Raw genomic sequence first — 15,539 nt, forward strand, 5'->3', positions numbered from 1 at the left:
CCATTCCAACTGTGGGAAAAAACACGAACAAAGTCACTATTGCGGGATTGTTAATTGCTCTTGGGATTATTTACGGTGACATTGGCACCTCTCCTCTTTACGTTTTCAATGCGATCATTTCAGGCCGTACGGTAACCAGTGACCTGATCATCGGATCACTGTCCTGTATTATCTGGACCCTCACCATGATCACTACTGTAAAATATGTATGGCTGGTGCTGCGGGCAGACAACCGGGGTGAAGGCGGAACCTTTGCCCTCTATGCCCTGGTGCGGCGAAGGAAAAAATGGCTGGTGATACCCGCCATGATCGGCGGCGCCTCGCTGCTGGCAGACGGGATCATTACCCCTCCCATGACCATCACTTCCTCCATCGAAGGCCTGAAAGAACTTCCTGTTTTCCATGAACTGCATACCAGCACCATTGTGTATATCGTACTGGGCATCATCAGCCTGTTCTTTTTCATGCAGCAGTTCGGAACGGCTTCCATCGGGAAAATGTTCGGGCCAATCATGGCGATCTGGTTTACGATGCTGGGCGTACTGGGAATATTGCATATCACAGATGACCTCAGTATCCTCAAAGCCATCAACCCCTATTATGCCATCGAATTCATTGCCACTTACCCGAAAGCGATCTGGCTGCTGGGAGCAGTATTTCTCTGTACAACGGGTGCCGAAGCGCTTTACAGCGATCTTGGACATTGCGGACGCGACAATATCAGGATATCCTGGATTTATGTAAAGATCTGTCTGCTGCTGAACTATTTTGGGCAGGGTGCCTACCTGCTGGCCAACCGGGCGGGCATAGAAGTAACGCCGGAAAACAAGGCGGCCATGGGAATCAATGCCTTTTATGACCTCATGCCACAGTGGTTTATCATTCCGGGTGTAATCATCGCCACTACTGCCGCCATCATCGCCAGCCAGGCCATGATCTCAGGAGCGTATACCCTTATCAGTGAGGCCATGCGACTGAATCTCTGGCCCAGGCTCAAGATCCGTTACCCCTCGGAAGAAAAAGGCCAGCTGTTCATTCCCGGCATCAACACAATGATGTTCGTCGGTTGTGTGGGCATCGTACTTTATTTCAAGGAGTCTTCCAAAATGGAAGCGGCCTACGGTCTGGCGATCATCGTAACTTTTATAACCACTACCATACTGTTCTCCAATTACATGGTGGCAAAGCGGGTACCCTCTTACGTTATATACCTCTTCCTCGCAACTTTCTTTATCATAGAGACATCATTCCTGGTGGCGTTGCTGGAGAAATTCACGCATGGCGGCTACATTACACTGCTGATCGGTTTCGGCATGTTCATCGTCATGTATGTTTCTTACCGGAGCCGTAAGATCAAGAACCGCTATGTGGAATTTGTTCGGCTGGAACATTATGTTCCCCTGATCCAGGAACTGAGCAACGACAAAACAGTTCCCAAACATGCCACGCACCTGGTTTATATGACCAGCGCCAATAATCCCAAGGAAATTGAACATAAGATCATTTATTCCATCCTGAATAAAAAACCGAAACGTGCCGATATTTACTGGTTCGTGCACGTGGATACACTGGATGATCCCTACACCTGCGAATATGTGGTGGACCATATCATCCCGAATGATATCATCCGGGTCGAATTCAGGCTGGGCTTCAGGATGGAGCCCAAGATCAACCTGCTGTTCCGCAAGGTGGTGGAGGAGTTGGTTAGCAATAAGGAAGTGAATATCTACAGCCGTTACGAAAGCCTTGAACGGAACAATGTGGTGGGCGATTTCCAGTTCATCGTAATGGAAAAATACCTGAGCCAGGATAATGAGCTGCCTTTCTTTGAAAGGATTATCATGAAATTCTATTTCTGGCTGAAAGAGATCAGCCTGTCGGAAGAACGCGGCTTCGGACTCGACCCCTCCAATGTAGTGGTGGAGAAGTTTCCGCTGATCGTAGCCCCCGTTACCAGCATCCGGCTGAAAAGGGTCTACCATGAGGAGGACGGAGACCTGTGAACGCAGTCATCCTCATAGCCGGCGTGGTCCTGCTGCTCAGCATACTGGCCTACCTGCTGCAGGAGAAGCTTATTTTTAAACCGGAAAAACTGCACCAGGATTTCAAATTCCAATATGACATCCCCTTCCGGGAATTATTCTTCGATGTAGAGCCGGGTGTGCGGATCAACGGATTGCATTTTCACCGGGAGAACCCTCTTGGACTTGTATTATACCTGCATGGCAATTCGCGCAGCATAAAGGGCTGGGCGAAATATGCCCGCGATTTTTACCGTTACAATTACGACGTGGTGCTGGTTGATTACCGGGGATTTGGCAAGAGCACCGGCAAGCGAAGTGAAAAGGAAATGCTGAAGGATATTCAGTATGTTTATGATACCCTGGCTGTTCAATACCCCGAACACCATATCATCGTTTATGGCCGGAGCATCGGAAGCGGATTCGCGGCCAGGATAGCTTCGGATAATCGTCCCCGTTACCTCATCCTGGATGCCCCCTATTACAGTTTCAAAAAGGTGGTGGAGAGATTTCTTCCCATTCTGCCGGTATCACTGGTATTGCGTTATCACCTGCGCACTGACAGGTGGATTCGTCATGTGAACTGTCACACCTATATTATCCATGGCACCCGCGACTGGCTGATACCCATCCGGCACAGCGAGAAACTGCAGCGCATCAGTCCGGGTAAGATCACCCTGATCCGCATCCACGGCGGTGGCCACAACAACCTGCCGCAGTTTCCCGAATACCATAATTTCATCAGGGATATCCTCAAATATTAACCCTTCTCACGGCGGAAAGTATGGCATATCAGTACAGTACCACTACAGAGCCCTTGCGCTGAAAGCGCTGGTCCATGCACTGGAATTCAATCATGTACACATAGGCACCCGATGGTACCGCGCTTCCGTTGAAACGGCCATCCCAAACAGCTTCCTGGTCATTCACCTGGAAGTTCTTCCGTTCAAATACTTTCTGCCCGAAGCGGTTGTAAACCATGATATAGTTCACCTGCGTAACGCCATCCGCCCTGATCCTGAAGCCTTCATTTTTTCCATCTGCATTGGGTGTAAAGGCATTGGGTATATAGATTCTGCTGTCGTTACAGAGAACGGTAAAGGACACCGTATCGGTGGCCACACAGCCATCTGCAGTGGCAGCGGTTACCCGGTAGGTAATGGGCCATTGCGGCCTGGTTTCCGGAGCCGGGCAGGTGGTACAACTCAGGAAATCGGAGGGCTCCCAGCGCCAGGATACTACATTACTGCCGGATTTGGTGCGTATCAGGTAATTTGATCCGGGCTGCAATTCCATATCTGCACCCGCATCAATCACAGGCAGTGGCAGGACCCTTACAGTAATATCGGAAGTATCGTTGAAACAACTGCCTTCTCCTGTTCCCACCACCGTATAAGTGATGGTGGAATCCGGCCGGACCCTGGGGTTAGCGATACCAGTATTGCTGAGGCCATTTGTCTGGTTGATCCATTGATAGGATACGGCGCCGGCGGCGGACAATTGAACAACCTCTCCTTCGCACACACTAATAACGGGGTTCACCTGCAGACTGAATGGCCTGATAACAGTTATTTCCGCCGAATCGGTATTGCTGCAGTTGAATTCATTGGTACCGGTAACAATGTACCGGGTATCTGCCTGGGGTGATACCACCACCTCAGAGCCGGACGTGGTGTTTAATCCCGCTGCAGGCGACCAGGCATACCGGACAGCGCCACTAACGGTAAGGGATACCGGAATCCCTTCACAAAGCGTAATATCCTTTTGCGACAATACCAGGCGGGGCTTTCCCCTCACCTCCAGCTGGTGCAAAACTGTATCGGAGCAACCATTATTATCCACCACCAATTTTACCAGGAAAGAACCGGGCTCATTGTAGTTCCTGGCGGGCGGTTGCTGTTGTGAGGAGCGCGAGCCGTCTTCAAAGATCCAGTTGTAGGAAGGCTGTCCGGGTAATTGGGTAGAGGCCCTGAATAACACCGAACCATCTTCACAGATTTCCTGCGGCGCGGTAATCAAACCTCCCAGACCCTGGAAGGCTTTCAGGGTGGCGCCGACCTCTTTACGGCAGCCGGCTGATGATTTAACCAGCAGCTTCACTTCATATGTGCCGGCAGACTGGTAGGCAAAGGAAGGCGATTTCAGTTGCGAGGTATCAGCTGGATTGCCCGTGCCGAAATTCCAGTGATAACTCAGTTGATCTGGCGAAACTTCACCGGTTATGCTGCTGATGACCGGATCAAAAAGCAATTGTTTGGGCGCGCAGAAACTGGCGCCGGGATTGGGAAGCGTCACCTGCAGGTCATCGATCACCACCTGCTGGTCGAGCTTCACCGAAGCGCTGCAACCAGAGGCATCCGTCACCACCAGAAGTGGTGTATAAATACCCGGATACCGGTAATGATGAACCGAAAAACTATCTGTGGTTTGCGCGAGTGTACCATCACCAAAATCCCAGTGATAGGATTGTACGTTGGAGGCATCGGAGCTTAAAGTGATGGTTTGTTCAGTACAACCCCTGAGCAGGTCCGCAGCGAGATCAGCAGACATGGACCGTATCCTGACAGAATCAATCGTTGTATATTTCGTGCCATTATCACTCCAGGTGTTCAGGGTTACGAGGTAAAAACCTGGTTTCGTGTATACGTGACTGGGATTAAACACATTTTCCACCACCGTGCCGTCGCCAAAATCCCAACTGTAGCGGCTCGCGTTACTGGAGTGATTGGTAAACTGCACCAGTACGGGCGGGCAGGAACTGTTGCTTACAAAGGACGCATTGATGGAAAAGGCGGCATTGATATATTTCACCAGGATGGATTGGCTGGCCGTATCGGCGCAACCGCTGAGAGTATTCCGCGCGATCAGTCGCACCTGGTAGGTCCCGGGCCGGGAGTAGGTTTTATCCGGACTGACACTTGCGGAACCGGTGCCGTCACCAAAGGTCCACTGGTAAGAAGTATTAACCGGATCCGAGCTGCTGGAATTGTTTTGAAAACTGATGGTGGAGCCCGGTGAAATGGTGGTGGCTGAAGGAAGGAATCCTGCTTTCAGTTCAGAAAACTGTAAATCCAGCATTTCTCCCTTTATATCAATACAACCGTCTGCATCCGTTACCTTATGGGCCACATAATAACTGCCGGGCCACTGGAATTCGCGGGAATAGAGCTGTTGTTGCGGCACGGTTTCATAGTTACCATACCACCATATTTGTTCCCTTTTTACAATAGGTGCATTTCCTGTACCCCCGGAGAGGTCTTCGATGGTGATGGTATTCCCGCTTTTACAAATATCCGGTGTTACCCGCCTGAAATCGGCCACCGGGCCCCTAAAGGAAATGGGCACAATATTGGTGGTATCATAGCAGCCAAACCCCTGCGAATAAAGGATAACCTGTACATCTTTTTTAGTACGGTCAAATCCCTTCCGGGTAAAAAGGATATATTCAGGAGTATTCTCGCGGAGAGATACCCCGGGATCGTTATCCAGTGAAAAAGGCACCAGCTCTGTACCGTCACTGTGCTGCCATCTGGGTGTGCTGTACCCGAAATAATAACCGGTGTTACGGGGGTTCTTCTCCACATTTGAAATCTTAAACTCTACATGGTCTTCGCGCCAGCAGGCAATGGACTTATTTATGGTGAGTAATGGCTGCTGTTTCAGCAGTACCGTTACACCGATGGAATCGGATACTGTACAGGCGCCTCTTTTGGTGGTGAGTTTGGCCAGGTACCAACCGGAGTTTTTATACTTATGCTGTATGCTTTCCTGTTCCTGGTTAAGGTTAACCACTGTGCCGTCGCCAAAATCCCAGGTCCAGCTATCTGTGAGGGCGGAATTCTGCCGGAAAGTAACCAGTCCCCTTGTTCCATCGCAGGTATTGATAACTTCCGAGATGCGCGGGAAGGGCGCCGTAACTTTCACCAATGCCTCTTTTACGATGGTGTCTGCACAGAACAAATCTGTACTGATGAGTTTTACAGAATAAACCCCCTCTTCCTGGTATTTATGTTCGAACCGGCGCTGGTAAGAATAGCCTTGCACAATAGTACCATCTCCAAAGTCGACATAATTGTACATGAAATCGTTGTTCACTGTTTTATCCTCCAGGATGAATGGTGTATTGCCACAAATCTCTGTGGCGGAAACGGTGAAATCAGCCTTGAAAGGGTCTCTTATGGCAAGGCTGCCATCCAGTAAAGCTTCGTTGGTACAGCCTTTATCGGTAGTGAAGGTTAATTTCGGCCGGTAATTCCCTTCTTTCGTATATACATGCTCGGGACTAGCCTCAGTTGAGGTGGTACCATCCCCGAAATCCCAAAGGTAAGTGCGAATAATTTCCTGGGTAACTGCCTCGAAGCGCACTTTCATGGGGCCACAGGAGCCTCGTTCCCATGGTTCAGCATCCAGGTTGGTCATGCGAAGCTCGGCATAGGGCTTCCGGGTATCCACATATTGATGCACCTCGGCCCTGCAGCCATAAGCATCCTTCAAACGAAGGGTTGCCCTGAAGGTTCCCTGATATTCATAATTCACTTTTCTACTGTTATTGCCGGAGTCTGCACCATGATACTCCATATCCCATTCCCACTTCACTGCAGAGGCTGTTGTATCCCTAAAGGTTACTTCTACCGGGCCGCCACAGGGATGGGCAAAGTCCATAATAAAGCCTTTCAATTCCGGAGACTGCCGGATGGCAAGCACTTTGGAAACCGACTGCCGGCATTCGCCGAACTGGTTGGTAAGGGTTACGGTATGATTGCCGGGGGTCGGGAATTGATAGTACATCTCCTGCCCGATCCATGCAGGATAATCAAATCCATCCCCGAAATTCCAGGTTACCTGGCTGGCACCGGGAGTACTGAGGTTGGTAAACTGCATACTGGGCCAGGTACAGAGCGAATCATCCACCCTGAAATCAGTAACAAAATTAGCCACATTGATGGCCTCAGACAGGGTGGTGGTATGGGTGCAGCCTTCGGAGCTGGTAACCGTTAGTTTGGTAAAGAACTCGCCTTTGTCTTTGAATACGTGGCTGGGATTTTTCTCCGTGCTGGTGGTTCCGTCACCAAAATCCCAGGTATAAGTCAACTGCCCGGGGCCGACGCTTCCATTGACAAATGTTACCGGATCTGACACCGAACAGATAAATGATTTTTCAGGAGAGAAAACGGCCCTGGTTTCGGGCAACACCTGCAGGATGTTTTCCTTTAACAGGGTTGACTGGCATCCGCCACTGTTGGTGACCGTTAGACTAACCGAACGATTGCCTGCCGAGGTGAAAGTATGGCTGATACTGGCTTCCCGGGTACTGAGCACATTGCCATCGCCGAAATCCCAGAAATAATCAGCTATGTCACCATCACCGGCAAGTGCTTTAGCAGAAAACTGTACTTCCAGGGGAAAGCATCCTTTGATTATGGAAGATTCAAAATCTACTACCGGTGGTTTGAACACCTGGATGGTTTTTGAAATAGTGGAAGTCTGCGAGCCATCCCTGACGGTGAGGGTTACCGTATAAGCACCTTCGTCGGGGAAAATGGAAGAAGGACTGGCTATCACCGCTTTGTTGCCATTACCGAATTGCCATTCATAGGTAGCAGCAGGCGAAACGCCGGTACTGGTATTGGTGAAAGCCACTACCAGGGGGGCGCATCCGCCCGTTTTACCTGCATTGAAATCGGCTTTTACCTGTGCGCTTACAATTGCCGGGCAAAGCAGGCAAAGGCTTGCCAGGCATAAAAAGAGGATAAGGGTCCTGAAATGAAAAACCACAGAATCAATAATTAAGTTCCTGAATTGGCTTAATGCCGGCGACAAGATATGGCAATACCAATAAGAATCAAATACCCCGGATGAAGGAATTGTTTATTCAGACAGCCATTTCCAGGTTCAGTCAAACTGGCCCTCCAGACTACGCAATTCATTCATGATGCCATCCAGTTTCTGTTTTTCCTTTTTCAGAATCCTTTTCCCCAGGTAAAACCAGGCAAACAGCATCCAGGCTGCATAGACCAAAAGAAAAATCGTGATATTCAGCAATGGCCTGCCCTGCATCACTTCTATGAAATATATACCCATGGCAATGTTCAGTCCAATGAAGTAAGCCGGCATAATAATGGTCGCCTGTTTCTTACGCAGGGCATAATAGTCCTCCCATTGCCTGAGGTGCTGGTCCGGCGGTGCGGCATCATCGATCAACCTGATTTGCTTATAGGTGTAAAACAGCAGGGAAGCCTGAAACAGGCAAATCAGGACGACCATGCCCATGCATAATTTCAGGATGCCCGGTGAGTACTGCCTGTATAACTGTGTAAATTCTTCCTGTTGGTTCATGCCGGCTACTTCACATTTTTGTGTTTGGGTTTGGACGCACCATTCTGTTCAGGATTACAGAATTAGCAAAAAAAATTCCATTTATCCCCCGGCACTTGCCACCTGTACTTATTACTTGTACATGGAATCAAGGCTCGCTATTTTTATCATGACAATATTTTGACCATTAAATGAATCAGAAAATTACGCGGGTCTTATGCCTGCTGGCCATAAGTCTTTGCCTGTTTTACCCGGTTGCCAGGGGTCAGGGGCCTGTTTTCACCAGGAACCAGGTAGTGGAAGACCTTAACCATTACCATAAAACCCTGGAAGAGGTGCATTTCAATCCATGGCTGCACATCAGCAGGGAAACCTACCTTAAGAAATTCGACAGCCTGAAAGCAGCCCTTCCGGACACCATTTCTGCCAACGAATTATTGGCCCGGCTGTATCCGTTATCGGCCCTGTTAAAAGATGGCCATGCCATGCCGGCCATTGTACAACCGGTTCTCAGAAATGAATACGGCAAAAAACAGTTCCTGCCCTTTGTACCGGAATATGATGAAAAAGACCGGCTGTATTTCCCCGTTGGCTTTGCCGGCAAAAACCAGTTGAAACCCGGCGCCAGGATTTTGTCTGTCAACGGATTGGATATGGCTGATTTTTCGCGGAAGATAAAAAGGTATCATGGCGGACTGGATCATTACAGCCGGGAGATGTCTGTCAAATTATTACCGTTGCACCTTTTCCTGGCGGACATCAAAGCCCCCTTCATCATCCGTTACCGGGAAGCGAAAGGACGCACCAGGACCCTGGAACTGGCGGAAGGAATCACCTATGCCGAGGCCCTGTCTGAAGGCATGCCGCATATCCGGGATAAAGCATATTCCTATAAGATCATCGACAATAAGCTGGCCTATTTCAATTTTAAGAATATGAGTGGCGACTGGAAAGTGCTGGGCCAATTCCTGGATTCATTATTCACGGAGATACGCACCCGTAAAATAAACATACTTGCCGTTGACCTGCGCCAGAACAGCGGAGGGAACAGCCTGCTGGGTGACCTCCTGCTGAGTTATCTCACCCGAAAGCCACATGCACAGATGGGCACAAAATTCTGGAAAATAAGTCAGCCCTATAAGGAGCACCTGCTCAAAAATGGTAATAACGGCCATGCCTACCTGCAGCAACCCAATGGCAGTACCTGGGAGATGGGCAATTGCAGTTCACATGAACCCATGTTCAGGGTTGACTCCATCTTTGAAGGCAGGATTTATTTTATTACCGGGGCTTTTACTTTTTCCAGTGCCAATATGCTGGCAGACGCCGTCAAACATTACCGCATCGGCACCATCATCGGCGAGCCCACCGGGGAAAGCACCAATGATTTCGGTGAAACCCTGAACATAGAATTGCCTGCTACCAAAGTCCGTATGCAGTTGACAACCTCTTTTGAAGTTGGGGCGGATTGTGACCAATCACATAACAAGCCGGTGATGCCGGATATCCTCATTCGCAATACCATTGCAGACAAAATCGCAGGCAGGGATCCGGTGCTTGAATACCTGCGCAGGCTATAGCATGGCTATTACCGAAATTTATTCCGGTCAGTGCAAAAGGACGGTTTGCAGTTTGATTTCCTTAACACCAGGCCCTAATAACGCAGTGAACCGATACAAAGGTTGTAAATTGTATACATGGTAAAAACATTCTACTCCCGCCTGCTGCTTGTAACAGGCAGTTTTTTCCTGGGCGTTTTATCAATTGCCCAGCAGCCGTATTATCCCGACAAAACCTGGAATACCAAACAGGCATCGGAACTTAAGATGAGCCGCATCTGGCTCGACAGCGCCGTACAACTTGCCTTGAACAACGAGATCAAACTGGATCGCGACCTGCGGGTGGCCATCCTGAAATCTTACCAGCAGGAGCCGGATTATAAAATCCTGGGGGCAACCAGGCACCGCGGAGGACCTGCCGGACTGGTCATCAAAAACGGGTACATCGTGGCACAATGGGGCGATGTGGAACGCCCAGACATGACCTTCAGCGTTACCAAGAGTTATCTTTCCACCATAGCCGGACTGGCACTGGACAATGGTTTGATTGGCCAGGTAACGGATAAGGTTAACCGATATGTGTGGGATGGCAGTTTTGAAGGCCCGCACAACAACAAAATCACCTGGGAACATCTGCTGACCCAAAGCTCTGACTGGTCGGGTGAATTATTTGACCAATACGACTGGGCCGACAGGCCGCCGAAGACGGGAACAATTGACGACTGGAGGAACAGAAAGCTGGTGGAACCGGGTACAGTGTTCGAATACAATGATATCAGGGTGAACCTGCTCGCCTATTCTCTGTTGCAGGTATGGAGAAAACCGCTTCCCGTTGTATTAAAGGAAATGATCCAGGATCCGATTGGCGCTTCCAGTACCTGGAGATGGTATGGTTATGATGACTCTTTCGTTAATGTGGATGGAACCATGGTGCAATCGGTCAGCGGCGGCGGGCATTTCGGTGGCGGGATGTTTATCAGTGCGCTTGACCAGGCCCGTTACGGACTGTTATTCCTGCGCAAGGGCAAATGGAAGGACAGGCAGCTCATTTCAGAAAAATGGGTCAATTCCGTTCACCAGCCATCTGCTGCCAGCAAGGAGTACGGTTACCTGTGGTGGAATAACCAGATGAACAGCCTGAAAGGCGCGCCGGCGGGCTTGTATTATGCCGTTGGCTATGGCGGGAATTACATCATCATTGACCAGGAGCATGACCTGGTGGTGGTCACCCGGTGGATGGACACCGGCAAGATCGGAGACCTGATGCAACTGGTGATAAAGGCGGCGGAAAACAAATAACCATAAACCATCCTGATATGTCAAACATCCATCGCAGGGACTTCCTGAGGTCTTCAGGAATGGCAATAGTGCCGGCAATGATCCCTTTCTCCAGCACCCTGGCCAATGATCCGGCAAAAAATGAATCAGCTTCCCCGGGCATCATCAAATTTTTTGGCGATGGAGAAATGTTTGAACCGGCAGATTACCTGCAGGAACTGAACCAGATCCAGGGCAACTCACCCATTGTAAAAGACAGGTATGGAACAGGTGGTGCCGTAGAAGCGCTGGAGAAAAAATTTGAAGCGATCACAGGAAAAGAAAAAGCCATCTTCATGCCAAGCGGAACCATGGCCAACCAACTGGCCATTGCTGTTTTAAGCGGAAGCAATGCCAAAGTGATCGTACAGGAAACCAGTCATGTATTTCGTGATGAAGCAGATGCCGCTCAATCGGTATTCAGTAAAAGGCTGGTGCCCCTGGCAAAAAACGAAACCGGTTTCACCGCACAACAATTAAAGCAAGCCATTGAGGATTTAAAGAAGGAGGAGGTCTTCTTTAGCGGCATCGGTGTCGTCTCGGTTGAAAACCCTGTCCGCAGGGCCGATGGCCGCATGGTTCCGCTGGATGAAATCAAACAGATCAGCGCTTACTGCCGCAGTAATAATATCAAACTGCACCTGGATGGCGCAAGGATTTACATGGCCTCCGCGTGGTCCGGCATTCCAGTGAAGGAATACGCCTCTTATTTTGACACGGTCTATATTTCCCTTTACAAATACCTTGGTGCCAGCGGAGGGGCTATATTATGCGGAGACAAAAAAATAATAGACCAGATGCCCCACCTGGTAAAGATCCATGGTGGCAATATGTACGGGAACTGGACAAATGCGGCAATGGCATTGCACAGGCTGGAGGGTATCGAAACCAGGCTTCAGGATGCCAGGAAAAGGGGAAATGAAATTTTCAGCGGCCTCCACAAAATACAGGGAATAAGTATTGAGCCGCTGGAAAATGGCACCAATATCTTCCGGATGAAACTGGGAAATAATCTCAATGGAAAAAACCTGCAGGAAAACCTGAACAAACAATTCAATATCAGGATTGGGGCGCCGGACAAACAAAACCAGGTTTTACTTTCCGTAAATGAAACACTCCTGTACAGGAATGCGGAGTATGTGATCAACGCATTCAGAAACAGCCTGTAAAATATCACCGACAGTCCGCATAAAAAGCATCCTGACCGCTGGTCATACTATCCGTATAATTATGTTGTCGCGTATACTATATTTACGGCAACTAAATCTTATATTATGGCCACCATTCAAGCGGGCAGGAATGTTCTCACCTTAATTAATGTTTTTACTGTTACCCCTGAGAAACAGGAGGAACTATTGAATTACCTGATCAGCAACACAGATGAATTCATCTCAAAATGCCCGGGGTTCATCTCGGCTAACTTTCACAGAAGCCTTGACGGCAAAAATGTGGTCAACTATGGTCAATGGGAATCCATGGAAGCCTTCCAGGGAATGTTACAATCTGAGGCCGGCAGGAAAATGATTGAGGAGGGCAACAAAATTGCGGAAGCAATACAGCCAAACCTTTATTTTGTGCATGATACCAGGGAGGTCTAAAACCCGGTTCCCAAACATGGCCGAAAAAATCAACTTTCACTTCTCAAAACCTGAAGAAAGCACAGGTTACCTGCTCTGGCAGGTAACCATGTTATGGCAGCGGACAATGAAACGGGAGCTGGATAAAATTGACATAACCCATACCCAGTTTGTTCTTTTGGCCGCGCTGGCATGGTTATCGAAATCTAACGGGATTGTCACCCAGGTTGACATAGCGCAGCATAGTAAAACAGACCGGATGATGGTGTCTAAGGTATTGCGTACCCTTCAGCAAAAAGGCATGGTAACCAGGCAGGAAGACAAAACTGACACAAGGGCCAAGTCTGTTACCCTGACAAAATCGGGTGAAGCAGTTTTACAAAAGGCATTGAAAATAGTAAAGCAGTCCGACCAGGACTTTTTTTCCGTTCTGCAAAACAGGATTGGCAGTTTCAATTCAAATATGCGCAGGCTAATGTCGGAAAATGAATAAAAGAAACCAGCCGTCAACTGCGCCTACCTGGCTGCCCGGCACAATATCCAGGAACCTGGTTGAGATAAGGGCATTGGGATCGGTTATCCAACCTGTATCCATGACGAAAAGTAAGCAGAAATTGTGTGCGGAAATTGTAATGCGGCCACTTACACCTCACTTGTTACCGTTGCTGTAAGAACTATCAGGAATTATAAAAAAATCAGGAATTTCCGTTCCCAAAAATCTATCCTGATGATTGCAAACCGAACCGGTGCCGTAGAGATCGATGGTTTTCACCTTAACTATTCCATAGAGGGTGAAGGCCAACCCATCCTTGTAGTGGGCAGTATGCTTTATTATTCGCGCACTTTTGCTGCCGAGTTAAAGGAGAAGTTCCGGTTTATATTCATCGATCACCGGGGATTTGTTCCTCCCCCCCGGCCTGAACCAGGCCTGGAAGCATACGGACTGGACCGCATCCTGGATGATATTGAAACCATCCGGAGAAAACTGCAACTACAGGATTTCATCATCCTTGGCCACTCTGGTCATGCATTCATGGCACTGGAATACGCCAAAAAATATCCCGGCAATGTAAAAGGGGTTGTACTAGTCGCGGTAAGTCCCAGTTACAGCACCGAAAACCATGCCCTGGCCGACCTGTTCTTTGACACCCTGGCCAATGCCGACAGAAAGAAAAAATTGTCAGAATCCATGGCGTCCTTACCTGCCATGATTGAAGCCGACCCTGACCACCGGTTCGTGAGCTATTGCCTGGCCGCCGGACCAAAAAGCTGGATGGATGCCGACTTTGACGCCAGCCCGCTCTGGGAAGGCATTTATACCAATATGCCCATGATCGATTTTATGTGGGGGATCGTATTCCGGGATATTGACATCACAGAGAACCTGGACCGGTTCGACAAACCGGTATTACTGATCCTTGGCAAATACGATTTCCTGACAGGCCCGCCTGAATTATGGGAGGGCCCATCCAAAAAATTTAAAGAACTTACCATTGAAATATTTGAAAACAGCGCCCATTGCCCACAATATGAAGAATCAAAATTATTTGAACAGGTATTACTTGAATGGAGCAGCCAGGTGTAGAAGCATCCTGTTGCTGATACTACTGTCATGCATAACCGCAAATACCTACAGCCAGTCAAAAAAAGGCATTTCAGACTACCGGTCAGGAACACTTGAAATAAAGATGATCCGGCCCGGCGTGTATCTGCATATTTCTTTTCTGAATACGCAGCAATGGGGTAAAGTTGCCTGCAACGGCATGGTGTACATCAACCAGGGGGAAGCCATTATCTTCGACAGCCCGACCGGTGACACGGCCAGCCGTGAACTGATCAGCCTGCTCCAGAAAAAAATGAAGGTAAAGATCAGGGGCATTGTAGTGAACCATTTTCATGATGACTGCCTGGGTGGACTTAAAATCTTCCACCAGGCGGGGATCCCCTCCTATTCATCTGTCCTGACACAGGAACTGGCAAGGAAAACGGGAGCCACAATACCACAACATGGCTTCACGGAAAATCTTGAACTGAAAGCAGGCAATAACACCGTGATCAACCGCTATTTTGGGGAAGCGCATACCAGAGACAATATCGTCAGCTACCTGCCGGCGGAGCAGGTCCTGTTCGGCGGATGTATGGTGAAAGCTCTCAATGCATCAACCGGCTACCTGGGGGATGCCAATGTGAACGAGTGGTCTGCTACGGTCAGCAGGGTAAAGTCAGCCTACCCCGACATAAAATATGTAATACCGGGGCATGATGATTTCGGAGATGTATCGTTGCTTGATTACACCATTGAACTGTTCAAACCCAAACCAGCCAGTGCTAAAACCTATACACCAGTATCACAGGAACTATTTGATACCATTGCCAACCTGGACAGCCTGATGTTCGATGCCTTCAACCGGCGTGATCTCAACAATGCGATGCAATTTTTCGATGAGGACCTCGAATTTTACCACGACAAAGGCGGGGTGGACAACTACTCCGTAACCCGCAACAAATTACAAAGCCTTTTCACCAATAATGCCGGCACCGGTCTTCGCAGGGTTCTGGTACCCGGCAGCCTGGAAGTTTATCCCATTGCCAACTACGGTGCCGTCCAGACCAACCTCCACCAGTTTTGTCATATGGAAAACGGGAAGAATGACTGTGGCACTTTTAAAAATATCATGATCTGGCAAAAGAAAGGGAATCAATGGAAAGTCACCCGGGTGATCAGCTATGATCACTAAAAAAATCCATCC

Annotated in this window: 11 protein-coding genes; 9 read left to right on the top strand and 2 right to left on the bottom strand. The window is 48.9% G+C overall.

Features of this window, described 5'->3' with window-relative positions:
* The first annotated feature begins 11 nt into the window (after positions 1–11).
* Positions 12–2,003, top strand: coding sequence for a KUP/HAK/KT family potassium transporter (locus BC349_RS18630; RefSeq protein WP_187258307.1), 1,992 nt, complete (start codon positions 12–14; stop codon positions 2,001–2,003).
* Positions 2,000–2,785 (top strand): alpha/beta fold hydrolase, encoded by a 786-nt coding sequence (locus BC349_RS18635; RefSeq protein WP_187258308.1) that lies wholly within the window; start codon positions 2,000–2,002, stop codon positions 2,783–2,785. Before BC349_RS18630 ends, BC349_RS18635 begins: the two co-directional genes overlap by 4 nt.
* A 28-nt stretch (positions 2,786–2,813) precedes the next feature.
* Here the strand turns inward: BC349_RS18635 and BC349_RS18640 are convergent, their stop codons facing one another.
* The gene (locus BC349_RS18640; protein ID WP_187258309.1) at positions 2,814–7,796 is read right to left on the bottom strand and encodes a PKD domain-containing protein; all 4,983 of its coding nucleotides are present in this window, start codon (positions 7,794–7,796) and stop codon (positions 2,814–2,816) included.
* A gap of 117 nt (positions 7,797–7,913) precedes the next feature.
* Entirely contained in the window at positions 7,914–8,357 is a 444-nt protein-coding gene (locus BC349_RS18645; protein WP_187258310.1) for a hypothetical protein, read from the bottom strand.
* Between the two features lie 170 nt (positions 8,358–8,527).
* Between BC349_RS18645 and BC349_RS18650 the strand changes: the two genes are divergently transcribed.
* The 7 genes from BC349_RS18650 (at position 8,528) to bla (ending at position 15,527) form a co-directional block, all read left to right on the top strand.
* Positions 8,528–9,916 carry a S41 family peptidase gene (locus BC349_RS18650; protein WP_187258311.1) on the top strand — a complete coding sequence of 463 codons (1,389 nt, stop codon included), beginning with the start codon at positions 8,528–8,530 and terminating at the stop codon, positions 9,914–9,916.
* 117 nt (positions 9,917–10,033) lie between these two features.
* Positions 10,034–11,194: a serine hydrolase domain-containing protein gene (locus tag BC349_RS18655; RefSeq protein ID WP_187258312.1), complete on the top strand. Its 1,161-nt coding sequence runs from the start codon at positions 10,034–10,036 to the stop codon at positions 11,192–11,194.
* Positions 11,195–11,211: 17 nt separating this feature from the next.
* Positions 11,212–12,381, top strand: coding sequence for a threonine aldolase family protein (locus tag BC349_RS18660; protein WP_187258313.1), 1,170 nt, complete (start codon positions 11,212–11,214; stop codon positions 12,379–12,381).
* Between the two features lie 105 nt (positions 12,382–12,486).
* A complete protein-coding gene (locus tag BC349_RS18665; protein WP_187258314.1) occupies positions 12,487–12,810 on the top strand; it encodes an antibiotic biosynthesis monooxygenase family protein in 324 nt (107 codons plus the stop codon).
* A gap of 16 nt (positions 12,811–12,826) precedes the next feature.
* Positions 12,827–13,282, top strand: coding sequence for a MarR family winged helix-turn-helix transcriptional regulator (locus tag BC349_RS18670; protein ID WP_187258315.1), 456 nt, complete (start codon positions 12,827–12,829; stop codon positions 13,280–13,282).
* Between the two features lie 234 nt (positions 13,283–13,516).
* Positions 13,517–14,374: an alpha/beta fold hydrolase gene (locus BC349_RS18675; protein WP_187258316.1), complete on the top strand. Its 858-nt coding sequence runs from the start codon at positions 13,517–13,519 to the stop codon at positions 14,372–14,374.
* On the top strand, positions 14,337–15,527 hold the full coding sequence (gene bla, locus BC349_RS19870) for a subclass B1 metallo-beta-lactamase (RefSeq protein WP_222840228.1): 1,191 nt from the start codon (positions 14,337–14,339) through the stop codon (positions 15,525–15,527). Before BC349_RS18675 ends, bla begins: the two co-directional genes overlap by 38 nt.
* Positions 15,528–15,539 lie beyond the last annotated feature (12 nt).

It is taken from the genome of Flavihumibacter stibioxidans, from assembly GCF_014332695.1.
Taxonomy (GTDB): domain Bacteria; phylum Bacteroidota; class Bacteroidia; order Chitinophagales; family Chitinophagaceae; genus Flavihumibacter; species Flavihumibacter stibioxidans.

Coding starts and splice junctions, on each gene's coding strand:
- BC349_RS18645 (WP_187258310.1), bottom strand. CDS start 8,357: ATGAACCAACAGGAAGAATTTACACAGTTATACAGGCAGTACTCACCG.
- BC349_RS18650 (WP_187258311.1), top strand. CDS start 8,528: ATGAATCAGAAAATTACGCGGGTCTTATGCCTGCTGGCCATAAGTCTT.
- BC349_RS18655 (WP_187258312.1), top strand. CDS start 10,034: ATGGTAAAAACATTCTACTCCCGCCTGCTGCTTGTAACAGGCAGTTTT.
- BC349_RS18660 (WP_187258313.1), top strand. CDS start 11,212: ATGTCAAACATCCATCGCAGGGACTTCCTGAGGTCTTCAGGAATGGCA.
- BC349_RS18665 (WP_187258314.1), top strand. CDS start 12,487: ATGGCCACCATTCAAGCGGGCAGGAATGTTCTCACCTTAATTAATGTT.
- BC349_RS18670 (WP_187258315.1), top strand. CDS start 12,827: ATGGCCGAAAAAATCAACTTTCACTTCTCAAAACCTGAAGAAAGCACA.
- BC349_RS18675 (WP_187258316.1), top strand. CDS start 13,517: ATGATTGCAAACCGAACCGGTGCCGTAGAGATCGATGGTTTTCACCTT.